Raw genomic sequence first — 19,741 nt, 5'->3', positions numbered from 1 at the left:
GCTACGCATACGGTAACGGTAACGGTAACGGTAACGGTAACGGTAACGGTAACGGTAACGGTAACGGTAACGGTAACGGGAAATCATCACGGACAAATCCGCTTTTTTATAATCTATTCAATTATTTCAATTGGATAGATCCTATCCTGTTGTCAGTAACCACTCTCCATCACAACAGCCAGGCTTATCCTGAGGGGCGGCTCGCATCAATAATCTATGGAGCCATTGTCAACGGCTGAGAAACGCGTCGGACATATCATCGCAGAGATCTGGCATGGAGAGCGTTGAGCTCTGAAATAAGGAACTCTCAAACTGTTGCTAATAACGTGCGGCGTTAATCCATTACGGTTGTTCCAGGCACAATGACAATGATGAAAAGGTGAGATCATTACGGCGTTTCGAGGCCGGGGTCAGAGATACAGCACTGCACCTACAGCGATGCTTATCTGAACGTCCTTATTACCATCAAAGCCAGGTGCCCAAAACTGCTGGGTCACGAATCGCAGAAAATGACTGCCGGGAACAACGTTAAGCGCGGAAAGACCGGATGGTAGAAGCCGTTTAGCGTTTATTTTTAAACAGATTCAGGGGGGTTTTGGGGAAACAAGGCGTGAAATAAAAAGCCAACACGATTTTTACATTCGTGTTGGCTGTATGTTACGTAATACGGATTACATATTTTCGATGATCGCGTCACCAAACTCTGAACATTTCAGCAGTTTAGCGCCATCCATCAGGCGTTCGAAATCGTAAGTCACGGTCTTGTTAGCGATAGCGCCTTCAACACCTTTAACAATCAGGTCAGCCGCTTCGAACCACTCCATGTGACGCAGCATCATTTCTGCTGACAGAATCACTGAACCTGGGTTCACTTTATCCTGACCTGCATACTTAGGTGCTGTGCCGTGGGTCGCTTCGAACAGCGCACACTCGTCACCGATGTTGGCGCCGGGTGCGATACCAATACCGCCAACCTGCGCAGCCAGGGCGTCAGAGATGTAGTCACCGTTCAGGTTCATACAGGCGATAACGTCATACTCAGCCGGACGCAGCAGGATCTGTTGCAGGAACGCATCAGCGATCACATCTTTAACGATGATCTCTTTGCCGGTGTTCGGGTTTTTGAACTTCATCCACGGGCCGCCGTCGATCAGTTCGCCGCCGAACTCTTCTTTCACTAACTGGTATCCCCAGTCTTTGAAAGAGCCTTCGGTGAACTTCATGATGTTGCCTTTGTGAACCAGGGTCAGTGAATCACGATCGTTGGTGATGGTGTATTCCACTGCCGCGCGCACCAGACGTTTGGTGCCCGCTTCTGAACACGGCTTAACGCCAATACCACACTGCTCAGGGAAGCGAATTTTCTTCACGCCCATCTCTTCGCGCAGGAACTTGATCACTTTGTCCGCTTCGGCAGAGCCCGCTTTCCACTCGATACCGGCATAGATATCTTCGGAGTTTTCACGGAAGATCACCATGTCGGTATCTTCAGGACGTTTAACCGGGCTTGGCGTGCCTTTGTAGTAACGTACCGGACGCAGGCAGACGTAGAGGTCAAGCTCCTGACGCAGGGCCACGTTCAGTGAACGAATACCGCCGCCGACCGGGGTGGTCAGTGGGCCTTTAATGGCCACGCGATATTCTTTGATTAAGTCGAGAGTTTCCTGTGGCAGCCAGACGTCCTGGCCGTAGAGTTCAACTGACTTCTCACCGGTGTAAATCTCCATCCAGGAGATCTTACGTTCGCCGTTGTAGGCTTTCTTTACCGCCGCATCGACGACTTTCAGCATTACCGGGGAAACATCAACACCGATACCGTCACCCTCAATGTAAGGAATGACCGGATTGTTTGGCACTGTGAGCTTGCCCTGATTCAGGGTGATTTTCTGACCTTCCGCCGGAACAACTACTTTGCTTTCCATTAACCTCTCCTGGGCGTTTGTTAATGATTTGTAAGATGCGCGTCAATACTACTTGAATATTTCCGCCACGCCAATCACCGCAATTTCACGTTATAATGCGCCGAATGTTTCTGACTGCAAAGCCCATGCGAAAAACTTCTCAACGAATTCACCAGGATAAACGATTCAGCCGCCCGACGCGTGATGCGCGGCATTCCCCTGCCCGCCCTGCGGCTCCGCGCCGGGTGATTCTGTTTAACAAACCGTTTGACGTGTTGCCGCAGTTCACCGACGAAGCGGGCCGCCGTACCCTGAAGGATTTTGTCAGCGTCGCCGAGGTCTATGCCGCCGGTCGCCTTGACCGCGACAGCGAAGGATTGATGGTGCTGACCAACGACGGCGCGCTGCAGGCTGCGCTGACTCAGCCCGGCAAACGCACAGGTAAGATCTATTATGTGCAGGTGGAAGGCGAGCCACAGGAGACGGATCTGCAGCCTTTACGGGATGGGGTTAATCTGAAAGATGGGTTGACGCTGCCTGCTGGGGTAGAAAAAGTGGCTGAGCCGGAGTGGCTCTGGCCACGTCAGCCCCCCATTCGCGAACGTAAAAACATCCCGACGCAGTGGCTGAAAATCACGCTGTATGAAGGCCGTAATCGTCAGGTTCGCCGGATGACCGCCCATATTGGCTTTCCCACATTGCGACTGATTCGGTTCGCGATGGGGAGTTATTCGCTCGACGATCTGGCTCCAGGCGTGTGGCGCGAGCTCAGTGAAAGTCCCCTCTGAAAACCGGTTTTTATAACCTCAGGTTAACAATTGCGGAGAAGTGATGTTTAAACCTCATGTTACTGTCGCCTGTCTGGTTCAGGCAGAAGGTGAATTACTGGTGGTGGAAGAGACGATCAACGGTCGCCCCACCTGGAACCAGCCTGCCGGGCATCTTGAAGCGGATGAAACGCTGCTGGAAGCCGCAGAGCGCGAACTCTATGAAGAGACCGGCATCGCCACACCGATGCACTATTTTATCGCGATAAACCAGTGGATCGCGCCCGACAGTACGCCTTTTGTGCGTTTTCTGTTTGGCGTGGATCTGGCGGAAAAAGCGCCAACCCAGCCGCAGGACAGCGACATTGATTGCTGCTGGTGGTTGCCGCCAGCGCAGATTCTCACTGCCTCTAACCTGCGTTCGCCGCTGGTCGCGGAAAGCGTACGTTTATGGCAACAGGGCACGCGCTACCCGTTACATCTGGTCAGCCCGTTCCGGTGGCCGTTTCACGAGGGTGCGCGCCTGCCTTCTGCATGATAGAATGCGCCGCCTGTTTTTTTATCGTAATGCGAGCGTGTCATGTCTGACAACAGCCAGAAAAAAGTGATCGTCGGTATGTCCGGCGGCGTCGATTCTTCCGTTTCCGCCTGGTTACTGCAACAGCAGGGTTACCAGGTTGAAGGCCTGTTCATGAAGAACTGGGAGGAGGACGATGGCGAGGAGTATTGTACCGCCGCGGACGATCTGGCAGATGCGCAAGCAGTGTGCGACAAGCTGGGTATGAAGCTGCACAAAGTTAACTTTGCCGCTGAATACTGGGATAACGTCTTTGAGCATTTCCTCGAAGAGTACAAAGCGGGCCGCACGCCTAACCCCGATATCCTCTGCAACAAAGAGATCAAATTCAAAGCATTCCTGGAGTTCGCAGCTGAGGATCTCGGCGCAGATTTCATCGCTACGGGTCACTACGTGCGTCGTCAGGACGTGGCCGGCCAGAGCCAGCTATTGCGCGGTCTGGATGGCAACAAAGATCAGAGCTACTTCCTCTATACCCTGAGCCACCAGCAGATCGCCCAAAGTCTGTTCCCGGTTGGCGAGCTGGAAAAGCCGGAAGTGCGACGCATTGCCGAACAACTCGACCTTATCACCGCGAAGAAGAAAGATTCGACCGGCATCTGCTTTATCGGTGAGCGCAAATTCCGCGACTTCCTGGCACGCTATCTCCCGGCTCAGCCTGGCGAAATTGAAACTACCGAAGGCCAGATCGTCGGTGAACATCAGGGGCTGATGTACCATACTCTGGGACAGCGTAAAGGCCTGGGGATTGGCGGCCTGAAAGAGAGCAAAGATGATCCCTGGTATGTGGTCGACAAAGATGTGGCGCGTAACCGCCTGATTGTCGCCCAGGGCGGCGATCATCCGCGTCTGATGTCCATTGGCCTGATTGCACAGCAGCTGCACTGGGTTGATCGCCAGCCGATTATCGCCCCGCTTCGCTGCACCGTGAAAACCCGCTATCGTCAGACCGATATCCCCTGTGAGATTATTCCCCACGGCGACGATCGGATTGAAGTGCGTTTCGACGAGCCGGTTGCAGCGGTGACGCCAGGTCAGTCTGCGGTGTTTTACCTTGGCGAGGTTTGCCTCGGTGGCGGTATTATCGAACAGCGCCTGCCGTTAGTGGCGGAGTAAGCGGGCTCAGCCCGCATTGATGACGCGTAAACAGGAGTAACCGTGGCGAAAAATTATCAGGAAATTACGCTGGCGCTGGCAGGCATCTGTCAGTCGGCCCATCTGGTGCAGCAGCTGGCTCAGCAGGGTCACTGTCAGCCGGAGGCGCTGACCGTATCGCTGCGCAGCGTGCTTGACCTCAATCCTGGCTCAACGCTGGCGGTGTTTGGCAACAATGAAGCCAATCTGCGTCTCGGACTTGAAACGCTGATGGCGGTGCTGAACAGCAGCAGTCGCCAGGGTGCAGGTGTAGAGCTGACACGTTACACCCTGAGCATGATGGTGCTGGAGCGCAAGCTCAGCGCCAGTAAAACGGCGATGGCAACGCTGGCCCAGCGCATCAATCAGCTCGATCGTCAGCTGGCGCATTATGAACTGGAGTCAGACACCATTCTCAGCGCGATGGCTGCCATCTATGTGGATGTGATCAGCTCGCTTGGCCCGCGTATTCAGGTTACCGGTTCGCCTGCGGTGCTGCAGAATACCCAGGTACAGAGTAAAGTGCGCGCCACCCTGTTAGCCGGTATCCGTGCTGCCGTATTGTGGCAGCAGGTCGGTGGTGGCCGACTGCAACTGATGTTCTCGCGTCAGCGTTTGCTGCGTGAAGCGAAAACCCTCTTATCCCGGCTGCCACTGACTTACTAAGTCGGTGCGGCAAAACACTGCTAAATGATTCAGGAGTTGCACTGATGGAATTATCCTCTCTGACCGCCGTCTCACCTGTCGATGGTCGTTACGGCGATAAAGTCAGCCCGCTGCGTGCGATTTTCAGCGAATTCGGTTTGCTGAAATTCCGCGTTGAGGTTGAAGTTCGCTGGTTACAAAAACTGGCCGCGACCGCAGAGATCAAGGAAGTTCCTGCATTTGATGCCGACGCAAACGCTTTCCTTGATGCGATTGTCGCTGGTTTTTCCGAACAAGATGCCGCGCGCATCAAAACTATTGAGCGCACCACCAACCACGACGTCAAAGCGGTTGAGTATTTCCTGAAAGAGAAAGTTGCCGACGTTCCTGCCCTGCATGCCGTTTCTGAATTTATCCACTTCGCCTGTACCTCTGAAGATATCAACAACCTGTCGCACGCCCTGATGCTGGAAACAGCCCGCCGTGACGTGATCCTGCATTACTGGCAGCAGCTGATTACCGCTGTGAAGGATCTTGCCAGCGAATATCGTGACATTCCGCTGCTCTCCCGCACCCACGGCCAGCCGGCTACACCGTCGACGATGGGTAAAGAGATGGCGAACGTCGCTTACCGTCTGGAGCGTCAGTTACGTCAGCTGAAACAGATTGAAGTACTGGGCAAAATCAACGGTGCTGTAGGGAATTACAACGCTCACATTGCCGCCTATCCCGAAGTGGACTGGCATGCGCTGAGCGAGAACTTCGTCACCTCGCTGGGGATCACCTGGAACCCCTACACCACCCAGATTGAGCCGCACGACTATATTGCCGAAATGTTCGACTGCATCGCCCGCTTTAACACCATCCTGATCGATTTCGATCGCGATATCTGGGGTTATGTGGCGCTGAACCATTTCAAACAGAAGACCATTGCGGGCGAGATTGGCTCGTCGACCATGCCGCACAAAGTGAACCCGATCGACTTCGAAAACTCTGAAGGCAATCTGGGCCTGGCGAACGCGGTAATGCAGCATCTGGCCAGCAAACTGCCGGTCTCACGCTGGCAGCGCGATCTGACCGACTCCACCGTGCTGCGTAACCTCGGCGTGGGCGTCGGTTATGCGCTGATCGCCTATCAGGCGACGCTGAAAGGCATCTCGAAACTGGAAGTGAACCGCGATCGTCTGCTGGATGAACTGGATCACAACTGGGAAGTGCTGGCAGAACCGATCCAGACGGTAATGCGTCGTTACGGCATTGAGAAGCCTTATGAAAAACTGAAGGAGCTGACGCGCGGTAAACGCGTCGATGCCGCCGGCATGCAGGCCTTTATCGACAGCCTGGCGCTGCCGGAAGAGGAAAAAGTGCGTCTGAAGCAGATGACGCCTGCAAACTATATTGGTCGCGCTATCCAGATGGTTGACGATCTGAAATAATGCCCGCCGCAGACCGGCTCAGTCCGGTCTGCGTTAACATCTTGTTTAATACACTTCGCGTATACTTTCTGCAGGTTGACTCAAACAGAGTGTAAGGAATTCCTATGCGTGTTCTGGTTGTTGAAGACAATGCCCTGCTGCGCCATCATCTCGCCGTCCAGTTACGTGACATGGGCCATCAGGTCGATGCCGCCGAAGACGCCAAAGAAGCTGACTATTTTCTTCGGGAACATCTGCCCGATATCGCGCTGGTGGATCTCGGCCTGCCGGATGAAGATGGGATGTCTCTGATTCGCCGCTGGCGCAGTGATGCCGTGCGCCAGCCGATTCTGGTGCTGACCGCCCGCGAAGGCTGGCAGGCCAAAGTTGAGGCGCTGGAAGCCGGTGCGGATGACTACGTTACCAAGCCGTTTCACATAGAAGAAGTCGCGGCACGCCTGCAGGCGCTGATGCGTCGTAACAGCGGTCATGCCTCGCAAATTATCGATATGGCCCCGTTTCAGGTTGATCTCTCTCGCCGCGAACTGACGGTCAATGAACAGCCGGTGAAGCTCACTGCGTTTGAGTACACCATTGTCGAAACGCTGATCCGTAACGCGGGCAAAGTGGTAAGCAAAGACTCGCTGATGCTGCAGCTCTATCCTGACGCAGAACTGCGCGAAAGCCACACCATCGACGTTCTTATGGGACGTCTGCGCAAAAAAATTCTGGCGTTGCATCCCACTGACGTTATCGCCACGGTGCGTGGCCAGGGTTACCGCTTTGATCTCTGACCATGTCCTGGTTTAATCGTTATCGCCCTATTTCGCTGCGCGCCCGCTTTCTTCTGGCCTCCGCAGCGATAGTCCTCTTCCTCTCACTCTCCTACGGCATGGTCGCGGTGATTGGCTATGTGGTGAGTTTCGATAAAAACACCTACCGCGTGATGCGCGGCGAGAGCAACCTGTTCTTTACGCTGGCGCAATGGCATGACAACAAACTCACTATCGCCCAGCCGGAACGGATGACGCTCAACTTCCCGACGCTGGTGTTTATTTACGATGAGCGCGGCAAATTGCTGTGGCAGCAGCGCGACGTGCCGGAGATCCGCAAAAAGATCCGCCGTGAATGGCTGCTGAAGCCTGACTTCTATGAGATTGATACCAGCAACCGTACCAGCATGGTGGCGATGGGCAATAACCTGAATGCTCAGCAACGACTCAACGACTGGGACAATGACAGCAACGATACCTTTACCCATTCGGTCGCCGTTAATCGTTACGATGCCACCACGAATCTGCCCGCGCTCACCATTGTGGTGGTCGACTCTATCCCGCAGGAGTTGCAGCACTCTGATGTGGTCTGGTCATGGTTCAGCTATGTGCTGGCGGCCAACCTGATACTGATTATTCCGTTGCTGTGGCTGGCGGCGCACTGGAGTCTGCGGCCGATTGGCGCGCTGACACAGCAGGTGCGCGAACTGGAGACCAGTCAGCGCGAAAATCTGGCGGATAATCCGCCGCAGGAGCTGCGCAGCCTGGTGCGTAACCTCAATCTGTTGCTGACCAATGAGCGGCAACGCTATACCCGCTATCGCACCACGCTTTCAGACCTGACCCACAGCCTGAAAACGCCGCTGGCCGTGTTGCAGAGCACCCTGCGCTCGCTGCGCAACGGCAAGGAGCTGACGGTGGAACAGGCTGAGCCGGTGATGCTGGAGCAGATTAGTCGTATCTCGCAGCAGGTCGGTTATTATCTGCATCGCGCCAGTATGCAGGCCGATCACAATCCGTTGCAGCGCGATCTGCATTCCGTTTCCGGTCTGCTTGATAAGCTCTGCTCGGCCCTGAATAAAGTCTATCAGCGTAAAGGCGTGGCGATTTCGCTGGATATCTCACCGGAGCTGACCTTTGTTGGCGACCAGAATGACTTTATGGAAGTGCTCGGCAACGTGCTCGATAACGCCTGCAAGTACTGCCTGGAATTTATCGAGATCAGCGCTTTTCAGAGCGAAAATGCACTCCATCTCTATATTGACGATGATGGTCCGGGCATTCCCGAGAGCAAGCGCGATTTAGTGTTTGTCCGGGGTCAGCGTGCCGATACCCTGCGTCCCGGTCAGGGACTGGGTCTGGCGGTGGTGCGCGATATTCTTGAACAATATGAGGGCAACGTCATCGCCTCCAGCAGCGCACTCGGCGGAACACGCATGGAAGTGGTCTTTCAGCGCCAGGAAGTCGAACATCGCCGCGAGTAGAAAACCCTCAGGGCTGTTATACTTGCTGGCATTTACAGCCCTAAGCGGAACCCTTTTATGGACTATCAGCTCGATATTAACTGGCCCGATTTTATTCAGCGTTACTGGCAGAAACGCCCGGTAGTGCTGAAGCGTGGTTTTAAAAACTTTGTCGATCCTCTTTCACCGGATGAACTGGCCGGTCTGGCGATGGAAAACGAGGTGGATAGCCGCCTGGTCAGCCATCAGGATGGCAAATGGCAGGTCAGCCACGGCCCGTTCGAGAGCTATGATCATCTGGGTGAGAACAACTGGTCGCTGCTGGTACAGGCGGTGAATCACTGGCATGAACCCTCAGCCGCACTGATGCGCCCTTTCCGTTTCCTGCCTGACTGGCGTGTTGATGACCTGATGGTGTCGTTTGCCGTGCCTGGCGGCGGCGTCGGTCCCCATTTCGATCAGTATGATGTCTTTATTATTCAGGGTGCCGGTCGCCGTCGCTGGCGCGTCGGTGAAAAGGTGCCGCTGAAGCAGCACTGCCCGCACCCGGATCTGCTGCAGGTTGAGCCATTCGACGCCATCATCGATGAAGAGATGGAGCCGGGTGATATTCTCTATATTCCGCCAGGGTTCCCGCATGAAGGCTACTCGCTGGAAAATGCCCTGAACTACTCCGTGGGTTTCCGTGCCCCCAGCGGACGCGAGTTAATCAGCGGCTTTGCGGATTACGCGCTGGCCAATGAGCTGGGCAGCCTGCGCTTCAGCGATCCGGATGTGCCTGCACGTGATTGCCCGTCGCAGATTCTGCCGCAGGAGATCGACGGCGTACGTCAGTTGATGCTGGATGTGGTCAATCAGCCGGAGCAGTTCGCTCAGTGGTTTGGCGAATTCATTTCCCAGTCACGTCACGAACTCGATGTCGCGCCGCCGGAACCGCCTTATCAGCCCGATGAAATTTATGATGCGCTGCAACAGGGCGATACCCTGAGCCGGTTAGGTGGCCTGCGTGTCCTGACGATTGGCGATGCGGTTTATGTCAACGGTGAGCGGGTTGAGTGTTCACGTCCCGACGTGATGGCGGTACTGGCGCGTCACTATCGCATCACACTGAACGATCTGGGCGATGCGCTGGATGACCCGGCCGTGCTGGCACAGATTGCCGATCTGGTGAATGCCGGTTACTGGTTCTTCGGCGACGACGAATAATCCGCAGCGCTTAATCGTGCGCTACTGTTGAATCAGGCTCTCTGGCCGCTGCTGGCAGAGAGCCTTTTTTTGCGTGCGATTTAGTTCTTCTTCTGCGCCGCCAGTTCTGACAGACGCACAATCACTTCCACCGATTTCGCCATGATATTCAGCGAAGCAAACTCATGCTTGCCGTGATAGTTATAGCCACCGGTAAAGATGTTCGGGCAAGGCAACCCTTTCCACGACAACGCCGATCCATCCGTACCGCCGCGAATCGGTTTCACTACCGGTTCAATGCCGCAGTCACGCATCGCCTGTAAAGCCAGTTCGATGATGTGCGGGAACGGCTCCACTTTTTCACGCATGTTGCGATAGCTATTGGTGATCTCGACGGTGACCGAACAGTCCGGGTGCAGGGTTTTGTTGATCTCTGCGGCAATCTGCAGCAGCGTCTGTTTACGCTGTTCAAAACTCTCCGTTTCGAAGTCACGAATGATATAGAGCATCTCGGCGTGTTCAACGCTCCCTTTAATCTGATGCAGATGATAGAAGCCCTGGTAGCCGTCAGTATATTGCGGTTTTTCGCTGGCCGGGACTGCGGTATGAAACTGGTTTGCCAGATCCAGCGCATTGACCATCACCCCTTTGGCGGAGCCAGGGTGCACGTTGTTACCAACGATTTTGACGGTGGCCGAAGCAGCATTGAAGTTCTCATATTCGAACTCCCCTAAATCACTGCCATCAATGGTGTAGGCCCAGTCAGCGGCAAAGCCTTCCACATCAAAGTGAGAAGTGCCGCGACCAATCTCTTCATCGGGCGTAAAGGCAACGCGGATCGCGCCGTGCGGCGTATCGCTCGCAGCCAGTTGCGCCATCGCCGTCATGATCTCCGCGATACCTGCTTTATCATCCGCGCCCAGCAGGGTTTTGCCATCGGTGGTAATGAGCGTATGCCCAATCAGCTTGTGGAGCACCGGGAACATCACCGGTGAGAGAATTTCGTTGCCGTTACCCAGCGCAATGTCTCCGCCGCGATAATTTTCAATGATCTGCGGATTCACATGTTTCGCCGTAAAGTCTGGCGAGGTATCCATGTGAGAGATAAAACCGATGACTGGCGTCGGCCAGTCAACATTGGCGGGCAGCGTGCCCATGACGCAGCAGTGATCGCTTAAGGAGACATCGACAAAACCCAGTGCCAGCAATTCCTCCTGCAACTGACGCGCCAGCGTCCACTGCCCCTCACTGCTGGGCACCTGGCGCGCCTGCGGCTTAGCCTGTGTCTCTACTGCCACATAACTTAAAAAGCGCTCAAGTAACTGTTCCATATCCCATCCTTTAAAATTGCCATCCGGTATTATTCACAGACCAGCCGGTTACAATGTTGCGTAAAATCATTTGCAGACAGGTTAGCGCTGTCAATGACCGTTGGGAAAGCAATAAGCCCGAAAAAAGCGATTGATGACGAGATTGTTGCGGCAAACCTCGCAATGTTGATAAACACCGGGCGGCTGGAATCAGCATGACGGGCAAAAAACGGCGAGGCGGCCATAGCCGCCCCTGCTTACTTATAAAGCGCGCGCAGCAGCTTATGTACGAACTCCGGCACCTCTTCGCTCGCCAGGCCGTAATGCCGCTCGGCAAATTCGTTGCCCACCTGGCTCGGCTCCAGATTCAGCTCAACAGTATGCGCGCCCTGCAGTTTGGCTTCATGGACAAAACCCGCAGCGGGATAGACATGGCCTGATGTGCCGATAGCGATAAAGTAATCGGCCTGTTCCAGTGCCTGATAAATCTGCTCCATGCCCAGCGGCATCTCACCAAACCACACCACGTGCGGCCGCAGCGGCGAGGGAAACTGACAGCAGGTGCAGCGATCGTCCGGTGTGATATCACCGGTCCACTCAATGACCTGACCGCTGGTGACACAGCGCACTTTTAGCAGCTCACCGTGCATATGCAGCACCCGGCTGTTTCCGGCTCGCTCATGCAGATTGTCAATGTTTTGCGTGACCAGTAAAAAGTTATCGCCTAATACCTGTTCCAGCTCCGCCAGCGCCAGATGGGCCGCGTTAGGCTGAATCTCTGCCTCCTGCAATTGCTGGCGGCGCGCATTGTAAAAGCGCTGCACCAGCGCAGGATCGCGTTGAAATCCTTCGGGCGTCGCAACATCGTCAACGTGGTGTTCTTCCCACAGACCGTCAGCCGCGCGGAAGGTCCGGATGCCAGACTCCGCTGAGATGCCTGCGCCGGTCAGCACGACAACATGCGGCTGAGGATGGGCGGCCAGTTCGGCCTGACGATCGCGCTCAAAAATGCGCTGGCGAAAGCGCTGATGCACTTTTCTCCGGGTTTTCTTCAGGCGGGCAAGTCGTATGCGGCGACGTGGTGTACGCATAAAATCTCCTGGCACAGCAGCTGCGGCGAGCCGCAATAAACAGATTCCGGGTTAACATCACCCGATAGTAACGGTTGCTGAGGGCAGCGCCCAACAGCAAAGGTCTTAAACAGATGCGGCGCGAAAAAGATTCGCGCCGCATTTTATCACTGACCGCTTAATACCCGAGCCGGGTCAATACGGCTGGCACGTCTGGCGGGATACCAGCTCGCCAGCAGGCTCAGCAGAATCGCGGTAATCAGGACTGAAAACACATCAATCCAGTGCAGTTCCGACGGCAGGAAATCAATAAAGTAGATATCACCCGCCAGCAGATGATGACCGGTAATCGACTCTAGCCCGCGCACCAGTGAGGTCAGATTCAACGATACCAGCACGCCCGCGACCACGCCGCTGACGCTGCCCAGCAGGCCCGCCAGCAAACCGTACCAGATAAAGATGGCGCGGATCAGCCGGTCTTTAGCACCGAGGGTACGGAGCACCGCAATATCACTGCTCTTATCCTTCACCGCCATCACCAGCGTTGAGACGATGTTAAAGCAGGCGACGCCAATCACCAGCACCATCGCCAGATACATGATGGCGCGGATCATCTGAATGTCGCGGTACATATAGCCGTAGGTGCCAATCCAGCTCTTGATGTAGACGTAGGAGCGGGTCGCTTCACCGGCATCCCGCACCAGTTTGACCGCCTGGAACGGGTCGGTCATTTTCAGGGCGATGCCGGACACGCTGTCACCCATCTCCAGATAGTGCTGCGCATCGGCGAGTGGCACCAGCGCCAGGCTGTGATCGAGCATGCCGCTCAGTTGCAGAATACCGCTGACCTGAAGCCGGATACGTTTTGGCTGAAGCAGTTTGTTATCACCATCGTTGTTGGGGATCATGATGGTGATCCAGTCGCCCTGTTTCACATTCAGCGATTTAGCAATGCCGCCGCCCAGAATGATCTGCTGATTACCGGCGGCAAAGGAGGACCAGCCGTTATCTGCCACAAACTGTGGCAAGGCGCTGAGGCGCGGCTCCTGTACCGGATCAACGCCCTTCACCTGCAGCGCTTCCAGCCGGGCGCCGCTCTCAATCAGGCCGGTGAAGTTAACATAAGGCGCCGCCGCCGCGATGCCGGGCACCTTTTCAATCGGGGCAATCATCGATTGCCAGTGCTGGAACGGCTGATTGACCGCCTCGATCTCGCCGTGCGGCACCACCGCCAGAATGCGGTTGTTCAGCTCACGCTCAAAACCGTTCATGGCGCTCAGACCGATAATCAGCACCGCCACGCCCAGCGCAATACCGATGGTAGAGATCACCGAAATCAGCGACACCATGCCGCCACGACGACGGCCACGGCTAAAACGCAGGCCCAGCAACAGGGATAACGACGAACCCATTACAGCGCTCCTGCCATGGTGAGCTGATCGCTTAACTGACCATCACGCATCTCCATCTGACGCGTCATCCGTTTTGCCAGCGTCAGATCGTGAGTCACCACCAGAAACGCGGTGCCCTGACGGACATTCAGTTCGCCCAGTAATTCAAAAATGGCGTCGGCGTTGCGCGCATCCAGGTTACCGGTTGGCTCATCCGCCATCACCAGCCGTGGACGGTTCACCAGCGCTCGGGCAATGGCCACGCGCTGGCGTTCGCCGCCTGACAGTTCAGAAGGCCGGTGGGCGGCGCGATGGTCCAGCCCGACCGCGGCCAGCATCTCACGGGCGCGATCCTGTGCTTCCGTTTTAGCCGTTTTGCCAATCAGCAGCGGCATCGCCACGTTCTCCAGTGCGCTGAAGTCCGGCAGCAGATGGTGGAACTGATAGATAAAGCCCAGCTCGCGGTTACGCAGCTCCGCTTTGGCCGACGAGGACATCGCATTCAGTGACTGGCCATCAAACACCACGTCGCCCGATGTCGGTGCATCCAGGCCGCCGAGCAGATGCAGCAGCGTACTTTTACCGGAACCGGAGCTGCCGACAATCGCTGTCAGTTCACCGGGCTGAAGGCTGAAAGCCACATTGCGCAGCACATCGGTCTGCACGCTGCCTTCCTGATAGCGTTTGCACAGGTCGCGGCACTGCAACAAAGGAGTGTTACTCATAACGTAAAGCCTCAGCAGGTTGAACGGCGGCAGCGCGCCACGAAGGATAGAGCGTAGACAACAGCGCCACAATCATGGCGCTGAGGGCGATGGTGACCACCTGCCACACATTAATATCAACCGGCAATGCGGCACCATCAAGGAACAGGCCAATCACCGGCATTAAGTTGTTGAGCTGGCTGGCCAGCAAGACACCGAGCAGCGTGCCGAGCAGCGTGCCAATAATCCCGGCGCTGGCTCCCTGCACCATGAAGACCGCCACAATCTGCCGGCGCGTCAGGCCCTGGGTTTGCAGGATCGCCACTTCGCCCTGCTTCTCCATGATCAGCAGGCCTAACGAAGTAATGATGTTAAAGGCAGCCACGGCGATGATCAGGCTCAGCAACAGGCCCATCATGTTCTTCTCCATACGCACTGCCTGGAAGAGATCGCCTTTGCGCTCACGCCAGTCTTTCCAGACCAGGCCCGCAGGCAGTGTCTGCTGACTCAGACTGTCGACCGACAGCGGTTTATCCAGCCACAGTCGCCAGCCGGTAATGTTACCGGCCGGATAGCGCATCACGCGCGACGCATCCTGAAGATTAACCAGAATCTGATAACCATCGACTTCGCTGTTGGCGGCATAGGTGCCCGCTACGGTAAACAGACGCTGACTTGGCACACGTCCCATCGGGGTGAACTGGCTGACCGACGGCACCATCAGACGCAGCTGATCACCACGTTTTACGCCAAGCTGGGATGCCAGCTGCTCGCCGAGGATGACGTTGTACTGCCCGGCCTGCAGCACGCTCTGCCGGGTATTGACCAGGAAAGGCGTCAGCGGATCTTTTTCATCCGGCTCAATGCCCAGCATCACGCCAACGGAGACGCTGTGCGGGCTTTGCAGCACCACATTGGCGGTGGTCAGCGGCGCGATACGGCTGACACCCTGCAGATTCAGGGAGGTGGCGGGTTGCTGTTGTGGATTGAGACTGCCTTTGTCGCTGGTGATCAGCGCCTGAGGCATCAGGCCAAGAATATTGCCTTCGAGTTCACGCTCAAAACCGTTCATCACCGATAACACGGTGACCATCGCCAGCACGCCGAGCGTAATGCCAATCGTTGAGAGCCAGGAGACAAAGCGACCGAAGCGATCCGATGCTCGTCCGCGCATATAACGCAGACCGATAAATAGCGCGACAGGTTGATACATGGAATCCAGTAAGCCGTTGCCTGAAAATAGGTAGTGGGATGATAAAGGAGCGGCTGGCTTTATGAAACCTCTAACCCTCTGAGTCGGCAGCAAAGTTGCATCCGGATGCGTCACATCCCGCGCCAAAGCCGTGGAATAGCCGATAAACCCGCCGCTTATTGGCTGATTATTCAGCGCTCAGGGGGGTAGACTACAATCAGTACCATGATAACGGGTGATTTATCGCCGGGCAGTATGAGGTAGCGACCATGTTGAAATTTCTCAAAGGCAGCATCGTTAAACATAAATCCGGGGAGATCAGAGGCGAAATCATCAACGTCTTTGAGCAGGGAAACGCACCAGCTGGCTACTACGTAAAGTGGGACGACGGTAACCTCAGCTATCATCCTGAGCAGGAGTTATCCTGGGCCAATATCGACCGCCCACGCATGCATTACACACAGCAATCCATAAAATAAAATGTCCGTTTAACCCCGTCGCTGCATGGCGACGGCGGTTTTTTCTGATCTCTTGCCAGACTCCGTCTATCCTCTCTTTATCCGCACGATTACCGACCCGATAATGGCTGACCGATCCCCTGGTTCAGCGCGGCGCGGCAGGAAAATTGTGCCGCAGAGATGATCCCCCTGACATAATATGGAATGATTACGTCCTGGAAAAATGGAGCAACCCCGAGATCCCATGCCCGAACAGACTCGTTATACCCTGCCCGTTAAATCCGGCGATCACCGTCAGCTCGGCCAGCTCATCGGCGCGGCGCACGCGGTGGAGTGTGCCAGCATTACCGAACGACATGCTGGTCCGGTGTTAATGATTACACCCGATACCCAGACCGCTCTGCGTCTGCTGGATGAAATCCGCCAGTTTACCGATCTGCCGGTGGCGCACCTTGCCGACTGGGAAACGCTGCCCTACGACAGTTTTTCGCCGCATCAGGATATTATCTCCGCCCGCCTGTCCACCCTCTACCAGTTGCCGGTGATGCAGCGCGGTATGCTGATCATGCCGGTCAACACCCTGATGCAACGCGTCTGCCCGCACAGTTTCCTGCACGGCCATGCGCTGGTGATGAAGCAGGGACAAAAACTGTCACGCGACCGGCTGCGCGACCAGCTTGAGCAGGCAGGTTACCGACATGTCGATCAGGTGATGGAGCACGGTGAATACGCCACGCGCGGCGCCCTGCTCGACCTGTTCCCGATGGGCAGCGATCAGCCCTACCGCATCGATTTTTTCGATGATGAGATCGACAGCCTACGCCTGTTCGATGTCGACAGTCAGCGCACGCTGGAAGCGGTCCCCGAAATTAACCTGCTGCCTGCGCATGAGTTTCCCAGCGACAAAGCCGCCATCGAGCTGTTCCGCAGCCGCTGGCGCGAAACATTTGATGTACGCCGTGAGTCGGAGCATGTCTATCAGCAGGTCAGCAAAGGCACGCTGCCAGCGGGCATCGAATACTGGCAGCCGTTGTTTTTTGAGCAGCCGTTACCCAGCCTGTTCAGCTATCTGCCCGACAATACCCTGATTGTGAACTGTGGCGATCTTGAAGGCAGCGCCAGCCGCTTCTGGCAGGATGCCGAGGCGCGTTATGAAAACCGCCGCGTTGATCCGATGCGTCCACTGCTGGAGCCGGTCACCCTGTGGCTGCGTCCGGATGCATTAATGGGAGAGCTGAAAGCCTGGCCGCGCATCCAGATGACCAATGAGGTGCTGCCCGCCAAAGCCGCGAATACCAACCTCGGTTATACCCCGCTGCCTGATCTGACCGTTCAGGCGCAGGCTAAAGCGCCGCTCGATCATCTGCGTCAGTTTATTGAGACCTTCAGCGGCACCGTGGTCTTCTCGGTGGAAAGTGAAGGCCGCCGTGAGAGCCTGCAGGATCTGCTGGCCCGGATTAAACTGCGTCCTCAGCCGGTGCACCGTTTCGATGAGACCGGCGAAGAGCGTTTCCGACTGATGATCGGCGCCAGCGAGCGCGGTTTTATTGATACCCAGGGCAACCGGGCGCTGATTTGCGAAAGCGATTTGCTGGGCGAACGCGTCAGCCGTCGCCGTCAGGATACCCGTCGCACTATCAATCCGGACATTCTGATCCGTAACCTGGCGGAGCTGCATCCTGGCCAGCCGGTGGTGCATCTGGAACACGGTGTGGGTCGTTATATCGGCCTCACCACGCTGGAAGCCGGCGGCATTGAGGCGGAATACCTGATGCTCTCTTACGCCAACGACGCCAAACTTTATGTGCCGGTCTCATCGCTGCACCTGATCAGCCGCTACGCGGGCGGTGCTGACGATAATGCACCCCTGCACAAACTGGGCAGCGATGCCTGGTCGCGCGCACGGCAGAAAGCGGCTGAGAAAGTGCGTGATGTGGCGGCTGAACTGCTGGATATTTATGCTCAGCGCGCCGCCAAAACCGGCTTTGCCTTTAAGCATAATCGCGAGCAGTATCAGCTGTTCTGCGAAAGCTTCCCGTTTGAAACCACCCCGGACCAGGCGCAGGCGATCAACGCGGTGCTGAGTGATATGTGCGAGCCGCTGGCGATGGATCGTCTGGTGTGCGGTGACGTTGGTTTCGGTAAAACCGAAGTGGCCATGCGCGCGGCGTTTCTGGCGATTGAGAACCATAAACAGGTGGCCGTGCTGGTGCCGACCACCCTGCTGGCACAGCAGCATTACGATAACTTCCGCGATCGCTTCGCCAACTGGCCGGTTCGCATTGAGATGCTTTCCCGTTTCCGTACTGCCAAAGAGCAGGCGCAGGTGCTGGAACAGGCCAGCGATGGCAAGATCGACATCTTAATCGGCACCCATAAGCTGCTGATGAGCGATCTCAAATGGCACGATCTCGGTCTGCTGATTGTCGATGAAGAGCACCGTTTCGGCGTGCGTCACAAAGAGCGCATCAAGGCGATGCGCGCCGATGTGGACATTCTGACGCTGACCGCAACACCAATCCCTCGCACCCTGAATATGGCCATGAGCGGCATGCGCGATCTCTCGATCATCGCCACGCCGCCTGCCCGCCGTTTAGCGGTGAAAACCTTTGTCCGTGAATTTGACGATCTGGTGATCCGCGAAGCGATCCTGCGTGAGGTTCTGCGTGGCGGACAGGTCTACTACCTCTACAACGACGTAGAAAATATCGAGAAAGCGGCGCAGCGTCTCAGCGAACTGGTGCCGGAAGCGCGTGTCGCGATTGGCCATGGTCAGATGCGTGAGCGTGATCTGGAACGGGTGATGAACGATTTCCACCATCAGCGTTTCAACGTGCTGGTCTGTACCACCATTATCGAAACCGGTATCGACATTCCGACCGCCAATACCATCATCATCGAGCGGGCCGATCACTTTGGCCTGGCGCAGTTGCATCAGCTGCGTGGTCGCGTCGGGCGTTCGCATCATCAGGCTTATGCCTGGCTGTTAACGCCGCATCCGAAGTCGATGACCGCCGATGCGCATAAACGGCTGGAGGCGATCGCTTCACTGGAAGATCTGGGAGCCGGTTTTGCGCTGGCAACGCACGACCTGGAGATTCGCGGTGCCGGCGAACTGCTGGGTGATGAGCAGAGCGGGCAGATGGAGACGCTGGGCTTCACGCTTTATATGGAGCTGCTGGAGAATGCGGTCGATGCGCTGAAAGCGGGTCGCGAGCCGTCACTGGAAGATCTCACCAGCAACCAGACCGAGGTGGAGCTGCGGATGCCCGCCCTGCTGCCCGAGACCTTTATCCCGGATGTCAGTACCCGTCTTTCACTCTATAAACGCATCGCCAGCGCAGAGGCTGAAGAGGAGCTGCAGGAGCTGAAGGTTGAGATGATCGATCGCTTTGGCCTGCTGCCCGATCCGGCGCGTAACCTGCTGGATGTGGCGATTATCCGGCTGAAAGCCCGCGCTGTCGGTCTGCGTAAGATCGAAGCCAGCGACAAAGGCGGTTATTTCGATTTTGCGCCGAAGAACAATGTGGATCCGGCATGGCTGATAGGCCTGCTGCAGAAAGAGCCTCAGCAGTGGAAGCTGGATGGGCCGACGCGACTGCGGTTTACCCGTGAGCTATCGGAAAGAAAGGTACGACTTGAGTGGGTGCAGGGATTCGTTTCGCAACTGGCTCAACGGCAGGCGTAACACCCTGCCCGTGCGTTGCTGAGCTAACCGGTAAAGCGCCGGTTAGTTTGCCGCAAAAAAAGGCGCAT

17 protein-coding genes are annotated in these 19,741 nt (G+C 56.1%); 10 read left to right on the top strand and 7 right to left on the bottom strand.

The window, feature by feature from the left end:
• Positions 1 to 671 precede the first annotated feature (671 nt).
• Positions 672 to 1,922 (bottom strand): NADP-dependent isocitrate dehydrogenase, encoded by a 1,251-nt coding sequence (icd, locus tag AC0T7J_RS10085; protein ID WP_473793837.1) that lies wholly within the window; start codon positions 1,920 to 1,922, stop codon positions 672 to 674.
• 104 nt (positions 1,923 to 2,026) lie between these two features.
• Between icd and rluE the strand changes: the two genes are divergently transcribed.
• The 8 genes from rluE (at position 2,027) to AC0T7J_RS10045 (ending at position 9,881) form a co-directional block, all read left to right on the top strand.
• Entirely contained in the window at positions 2,027 to 2,689 is a 663-nt protein-coding gene (rluE, locus tag AC0T7J_RS10080) for a 23S rRNA pseudouridine(2457) synthase RluE (RefSeq protein ID WP_473793835.1), read from the top strand.
• A gap of 43 nt (positions 2,690 to 2,732) precedes the next feature.
• Entirely contained in the window at positions 2,733 to 3,206 is a 474-nt protein-coding gene (locus AC0T7J_RS10075; protein ID WP_010246262.1) for an NUDIX domain-containing protein, read from the top strand.
• A 42-nt stretch (positions 3,207 to 3,248) separates the two neighbouring features.
• A complete protein-coding gene (gene mnmA, locus AC0T7J_RS10070; protein ID WP_473793832.1) occupies positions 3,249 to 4,361 on the top strand; it encodes a tRNA 2-thiouridine(34) synthase MnmA in 1,113 nt (370 codons plus the stop codon).
• Positions 4,362 to 4,403: 42 nt separating this feature from the next.
• Positions 4,404 to 5,045, top strand: coding sequence for a high frequency lysogenization protein HflD (gene hflD, locus AC0T7J_RS10065; protein ID WP_473793830.1), 642 nt, complete (start codon positions 4,404 to 4,406; stop codon positions 5,043 to 5,045).
• Positions 5,046 to 5,089: 44 nt separating this feature from the next.
• A complete protein-coding gene (purB, locus tag AC0T7J_RS10060) occupies positions 5,090 to 6,460 on the top strand; it encodes an adenylosuccinate lyase (protein WP_473793828.1) in 1,371 nt (456 codons plus the stop codon).
• Positions 6,461 to 6,564: 104 nt separating this feature from the next.
• Entirely contained in the window at positions 6,565 to 7,233 is a 669-nt protein-coding gene (phoP, locus tag AC0T7J_RS10055) for a two-component system response regulator PhoP (RefSeq protein ID WP_010246270.1), read from the top strand.
• Positions 7,234 to 7,235: 2 nt separating this feature from the next.
• A complete protein-coding gene (gene phoQ, locus AC0T7J_RS10050; RefSeq protein WP_473793826.1) occupies positions 7,236 to 8,696 on the top strand; it encodes a two-component system sensor histidine kinase PhoQ in 1,461 nt (486 codons plus the stop codon).
• A gap of 57 nt (positions 8,697 to 8,753) precedes the next feature.
• A complete protein-coding gene (locus tag AC0T7J_RS10045; RefSeq protein WP_473793823.1) occupies positions 8,754 to 9,881 on the top strand; it encodes a ribosomal protein uL16 3-hydroxylase in 1,128 nt (375 codons plus the stop codon).
• 80 nt (positions 9,882 to 9,961) lie between these two features.
• Here AC0T7J_RS10045 and pepT read toward each other — a convergent pair whose 3' ends face one another.
• The 6 genes from pepT to lolC form a co-directional block, all read right to left on the bottom strand.
• Entirely contained in the window at positions 9,962 to 11,191 is a 1,230-nt protein-coding gene (gene pepT, locus AC0T7J_RS10040; RefSeq protein WP_473793821.1) for a peptidase T, read from the bottom strand.
• A gap of 29 nt (positions 11,192 to 11,220) precedes the next feature.
• Positions 11,221 to 11,415: a hypothetical protein gene (locus AC0T7J_RS10035; RefSeq protein ID WP_473793819.1), complete on the bottom strand. Its 195-nt coding sequence runs from the start codon at positions 11,413 to 11,415 to the stop codon at positions 11,221 to 11,223.
• Positions 11,416 to 11,427: 12 nt separating this feature from the next.
• A complete protein-coding gene (gene cobB, locus AC0T7J_RS10030) occupies positions 11,428 to 12,261 on the bottom strand; it encodes a Sir2 family NAD+-dependent deacetylase (RefSeq protein ID WP_473793817.1) in 834 nt (277 codons plus the stop codon).
• Between the two features lie 146 nt (positions 12,262 to 12,407).
• Positions 12,408 to 13,652: a lipoprotein-releasing ABC transporter permease subunit LolE gene (lolE, locus tag AC0T7J_RS10025; protein ID WP_473793815.1), complete on the bottom strand. Its 1,245-nt coding sequence runs from the start codon at positions 13,650 to 13,652 to the stop codon at positions 12,408 to 12,410.
• Positions 13,652 to 14,356, bottom strand: a complete 705-nt coding sequence (gene lolD / locus AC0T7J_RS10020) for a lipoprotein-releasing ABC transporter ATP-binding protein LolD (protein ID WP_473793813.1) — start codon at positions 14,354 to 14,356, stop codon at positions 13,652 to 13,654. Before lolD ends, lolE begins: the two co-directional genes overlap by 1 nt.
• Positions 14,349 to 15,548 (bottom strand): lipoprotein-releasing ABC transporter permease subunit LolC, encoded by a 1,200-nt coding sequence (gene lolC, locus AC0T7J_RS10015; RefSeq protein ID WP_039392496.1) that lies wholly within the window; start codon positions 15,546 to 15,548, stop codon positions 14,349 to 14,351. Before lolC ends, lolD begins: the two co-directional genes overlap by 8 nt.
• A gap of 248 nt (positions 15,549 to 15,796) precedes the next feature.
• Here lolC and AC0T7J_RS10010 point away from each other — a divergent pair, with 248 nt between their 5' ends.
• Complete coding sequence (locus AC0T7J_RS10010; RefSeq protein WP_473793811.1) at positions 15,797 to 16,006, top strand: hypothetical protein; 210 nt, start codon at positions 15,797 to 15,799, stop codon at positions 16,004 to 16,006.
• Positions 16,007 to 16,229: 223 nt separating this feature from the next.
• Entirely contained in the window at positions 16,230 to 19,673 is a 3,444-nt protein-coding gene (mfd, locus tag AC0T7J_RS10005) for a transcription-repair coupling factor (RefSeq protein WP_052270916.1), read from the top strand.
• The last annotated feature ends 68 nt before the right edge of the window (positions 19,674 to 19,741 follow it).

This window comes from Pantoea sp. E956-1 (genome assembly GCF_982223955.1).
The sequence above is the reverse complement of the archived record's forward strand: the minus strand, read 5'-3'. Positions and strand labels throughout refer to the sequence as shown.

What these genes read in the sequence shown, in the direction of transcription:
- icd (WP_473793837.1), bottom strand. Translation starts at nt 1,922, where the DNA reads ATGGAAAGCAAAGTAGTTGTTCCGGCGGAAGGTCAGAAAATCACCCTG.
- rluE (WP_473793835.1), top strand. Translation starts at nt 2,027, where the DNA reads ATGTTTCTGACTGCAAAGCCCATGCGAAAAACTTCTCAACGAATTCAC.
- AC0T7J_RS10075 (WP_010246262.1), top strand. Translation starts at nt 2,733, where the DNA reads ATGTTTAAACCTCATGTTACTGTCGCCTGTCTGGTTCAGGCAGAAGGT.
- mnmA (WP_473793832.1), top strand. Translation starts at nt 3,249, where the DNA reads ATGTCTGACAACAGCCAGAAAAAAGTGATCGTCGGTATGTCCGGCGGC.
- purB (WP_473793828.1), top strand. Translation starts at nt 5,090, where the DNA reads ATGGAATTATCCTCTCTGACCGCCGTCTCACCTGTCGATGGTCGTTAC.
- phoP (WP_010246270.1), top strand. Translation starts at nt 6,565, where the DNA reads ATGCGTGTTCTGGTTGTTGAAGACAATGCCCTGCTGCGCCATCATCTC.
- phoQ (WP_473793826.1), top strand. Translation starts at nt 7,236, where the DNA reads ATGTCCTGGTTTAATCGTTATCGCCCTATTTCGCTGCGCGCCCGCTTT.
- AC0T7J_RS10045 (WP_473793823.1), top strand. Translation starts at nt 8,754, where the DNA reads ATGGACTATCAGCTCGATATTAACTGGCCCGATTTTATTCAGCGTTAC.
- pepT (WP_473793821.1), bottom strand. Translation starts at nt 11,191, where the DNA reads ATGGAACAGTTACTTGAGCGCTTTTTAAGTTATGTGGCAGTAGAGACA.
- AC0T7J_RS10035 (WP_473793819.1), bottom strand. Translation starts at nt 11,415, where the DNA reads ATGGCCGCCTCGCCGTTTTTTGCCCGTCATGCTGATTCCAGCCGCCCG.
- cobB (WP_473793817.1), bottom strand. Translation starts at nt 12,261, where the DNA reads ATGCGTACACCACGTCGCCGCATACGACTTGCCCGCCTGAAGAAAACC.
- lolE (WP_473793815.1), bottom strand. Translation starts at nt 13,652, where the DNA reads ATGGGTTCGTCGTTATCCCTGTTGCTGGGCCTGCGTTTTAGCCGTGGC.
- lolD (WP_473793813.1), bottom strand. Translation starts at nt 14,356, where the DNA reads ATGAGTAACACTCCTTTGTTGCAGTGCCGCGACCTGTGCAAACGCTAT.
- lolC (WP_039392496.1), bottom strand. Translation starts at nt 15,548, where the DNA reads ATGTATCAACCTGTCGCGCTATTTATCGGTCTGCGTTATATGCGCGGA.
- AC0T7J_RS10010 (WP_473793811.1), top strand. Translation starts at nt 15,797, where the DNA reads ATGTTGAAATTTCTCAAAGGCAGCATCGTTAAACATAAATCCGGGGAG.
- mfd (WP_052270916.1), top strand. Translation starts at nt 16,230, where the DNA reads ATGCCCGAACAGACTCGTTATACCCTGCCCGTTAAATCCGGCGATCAC.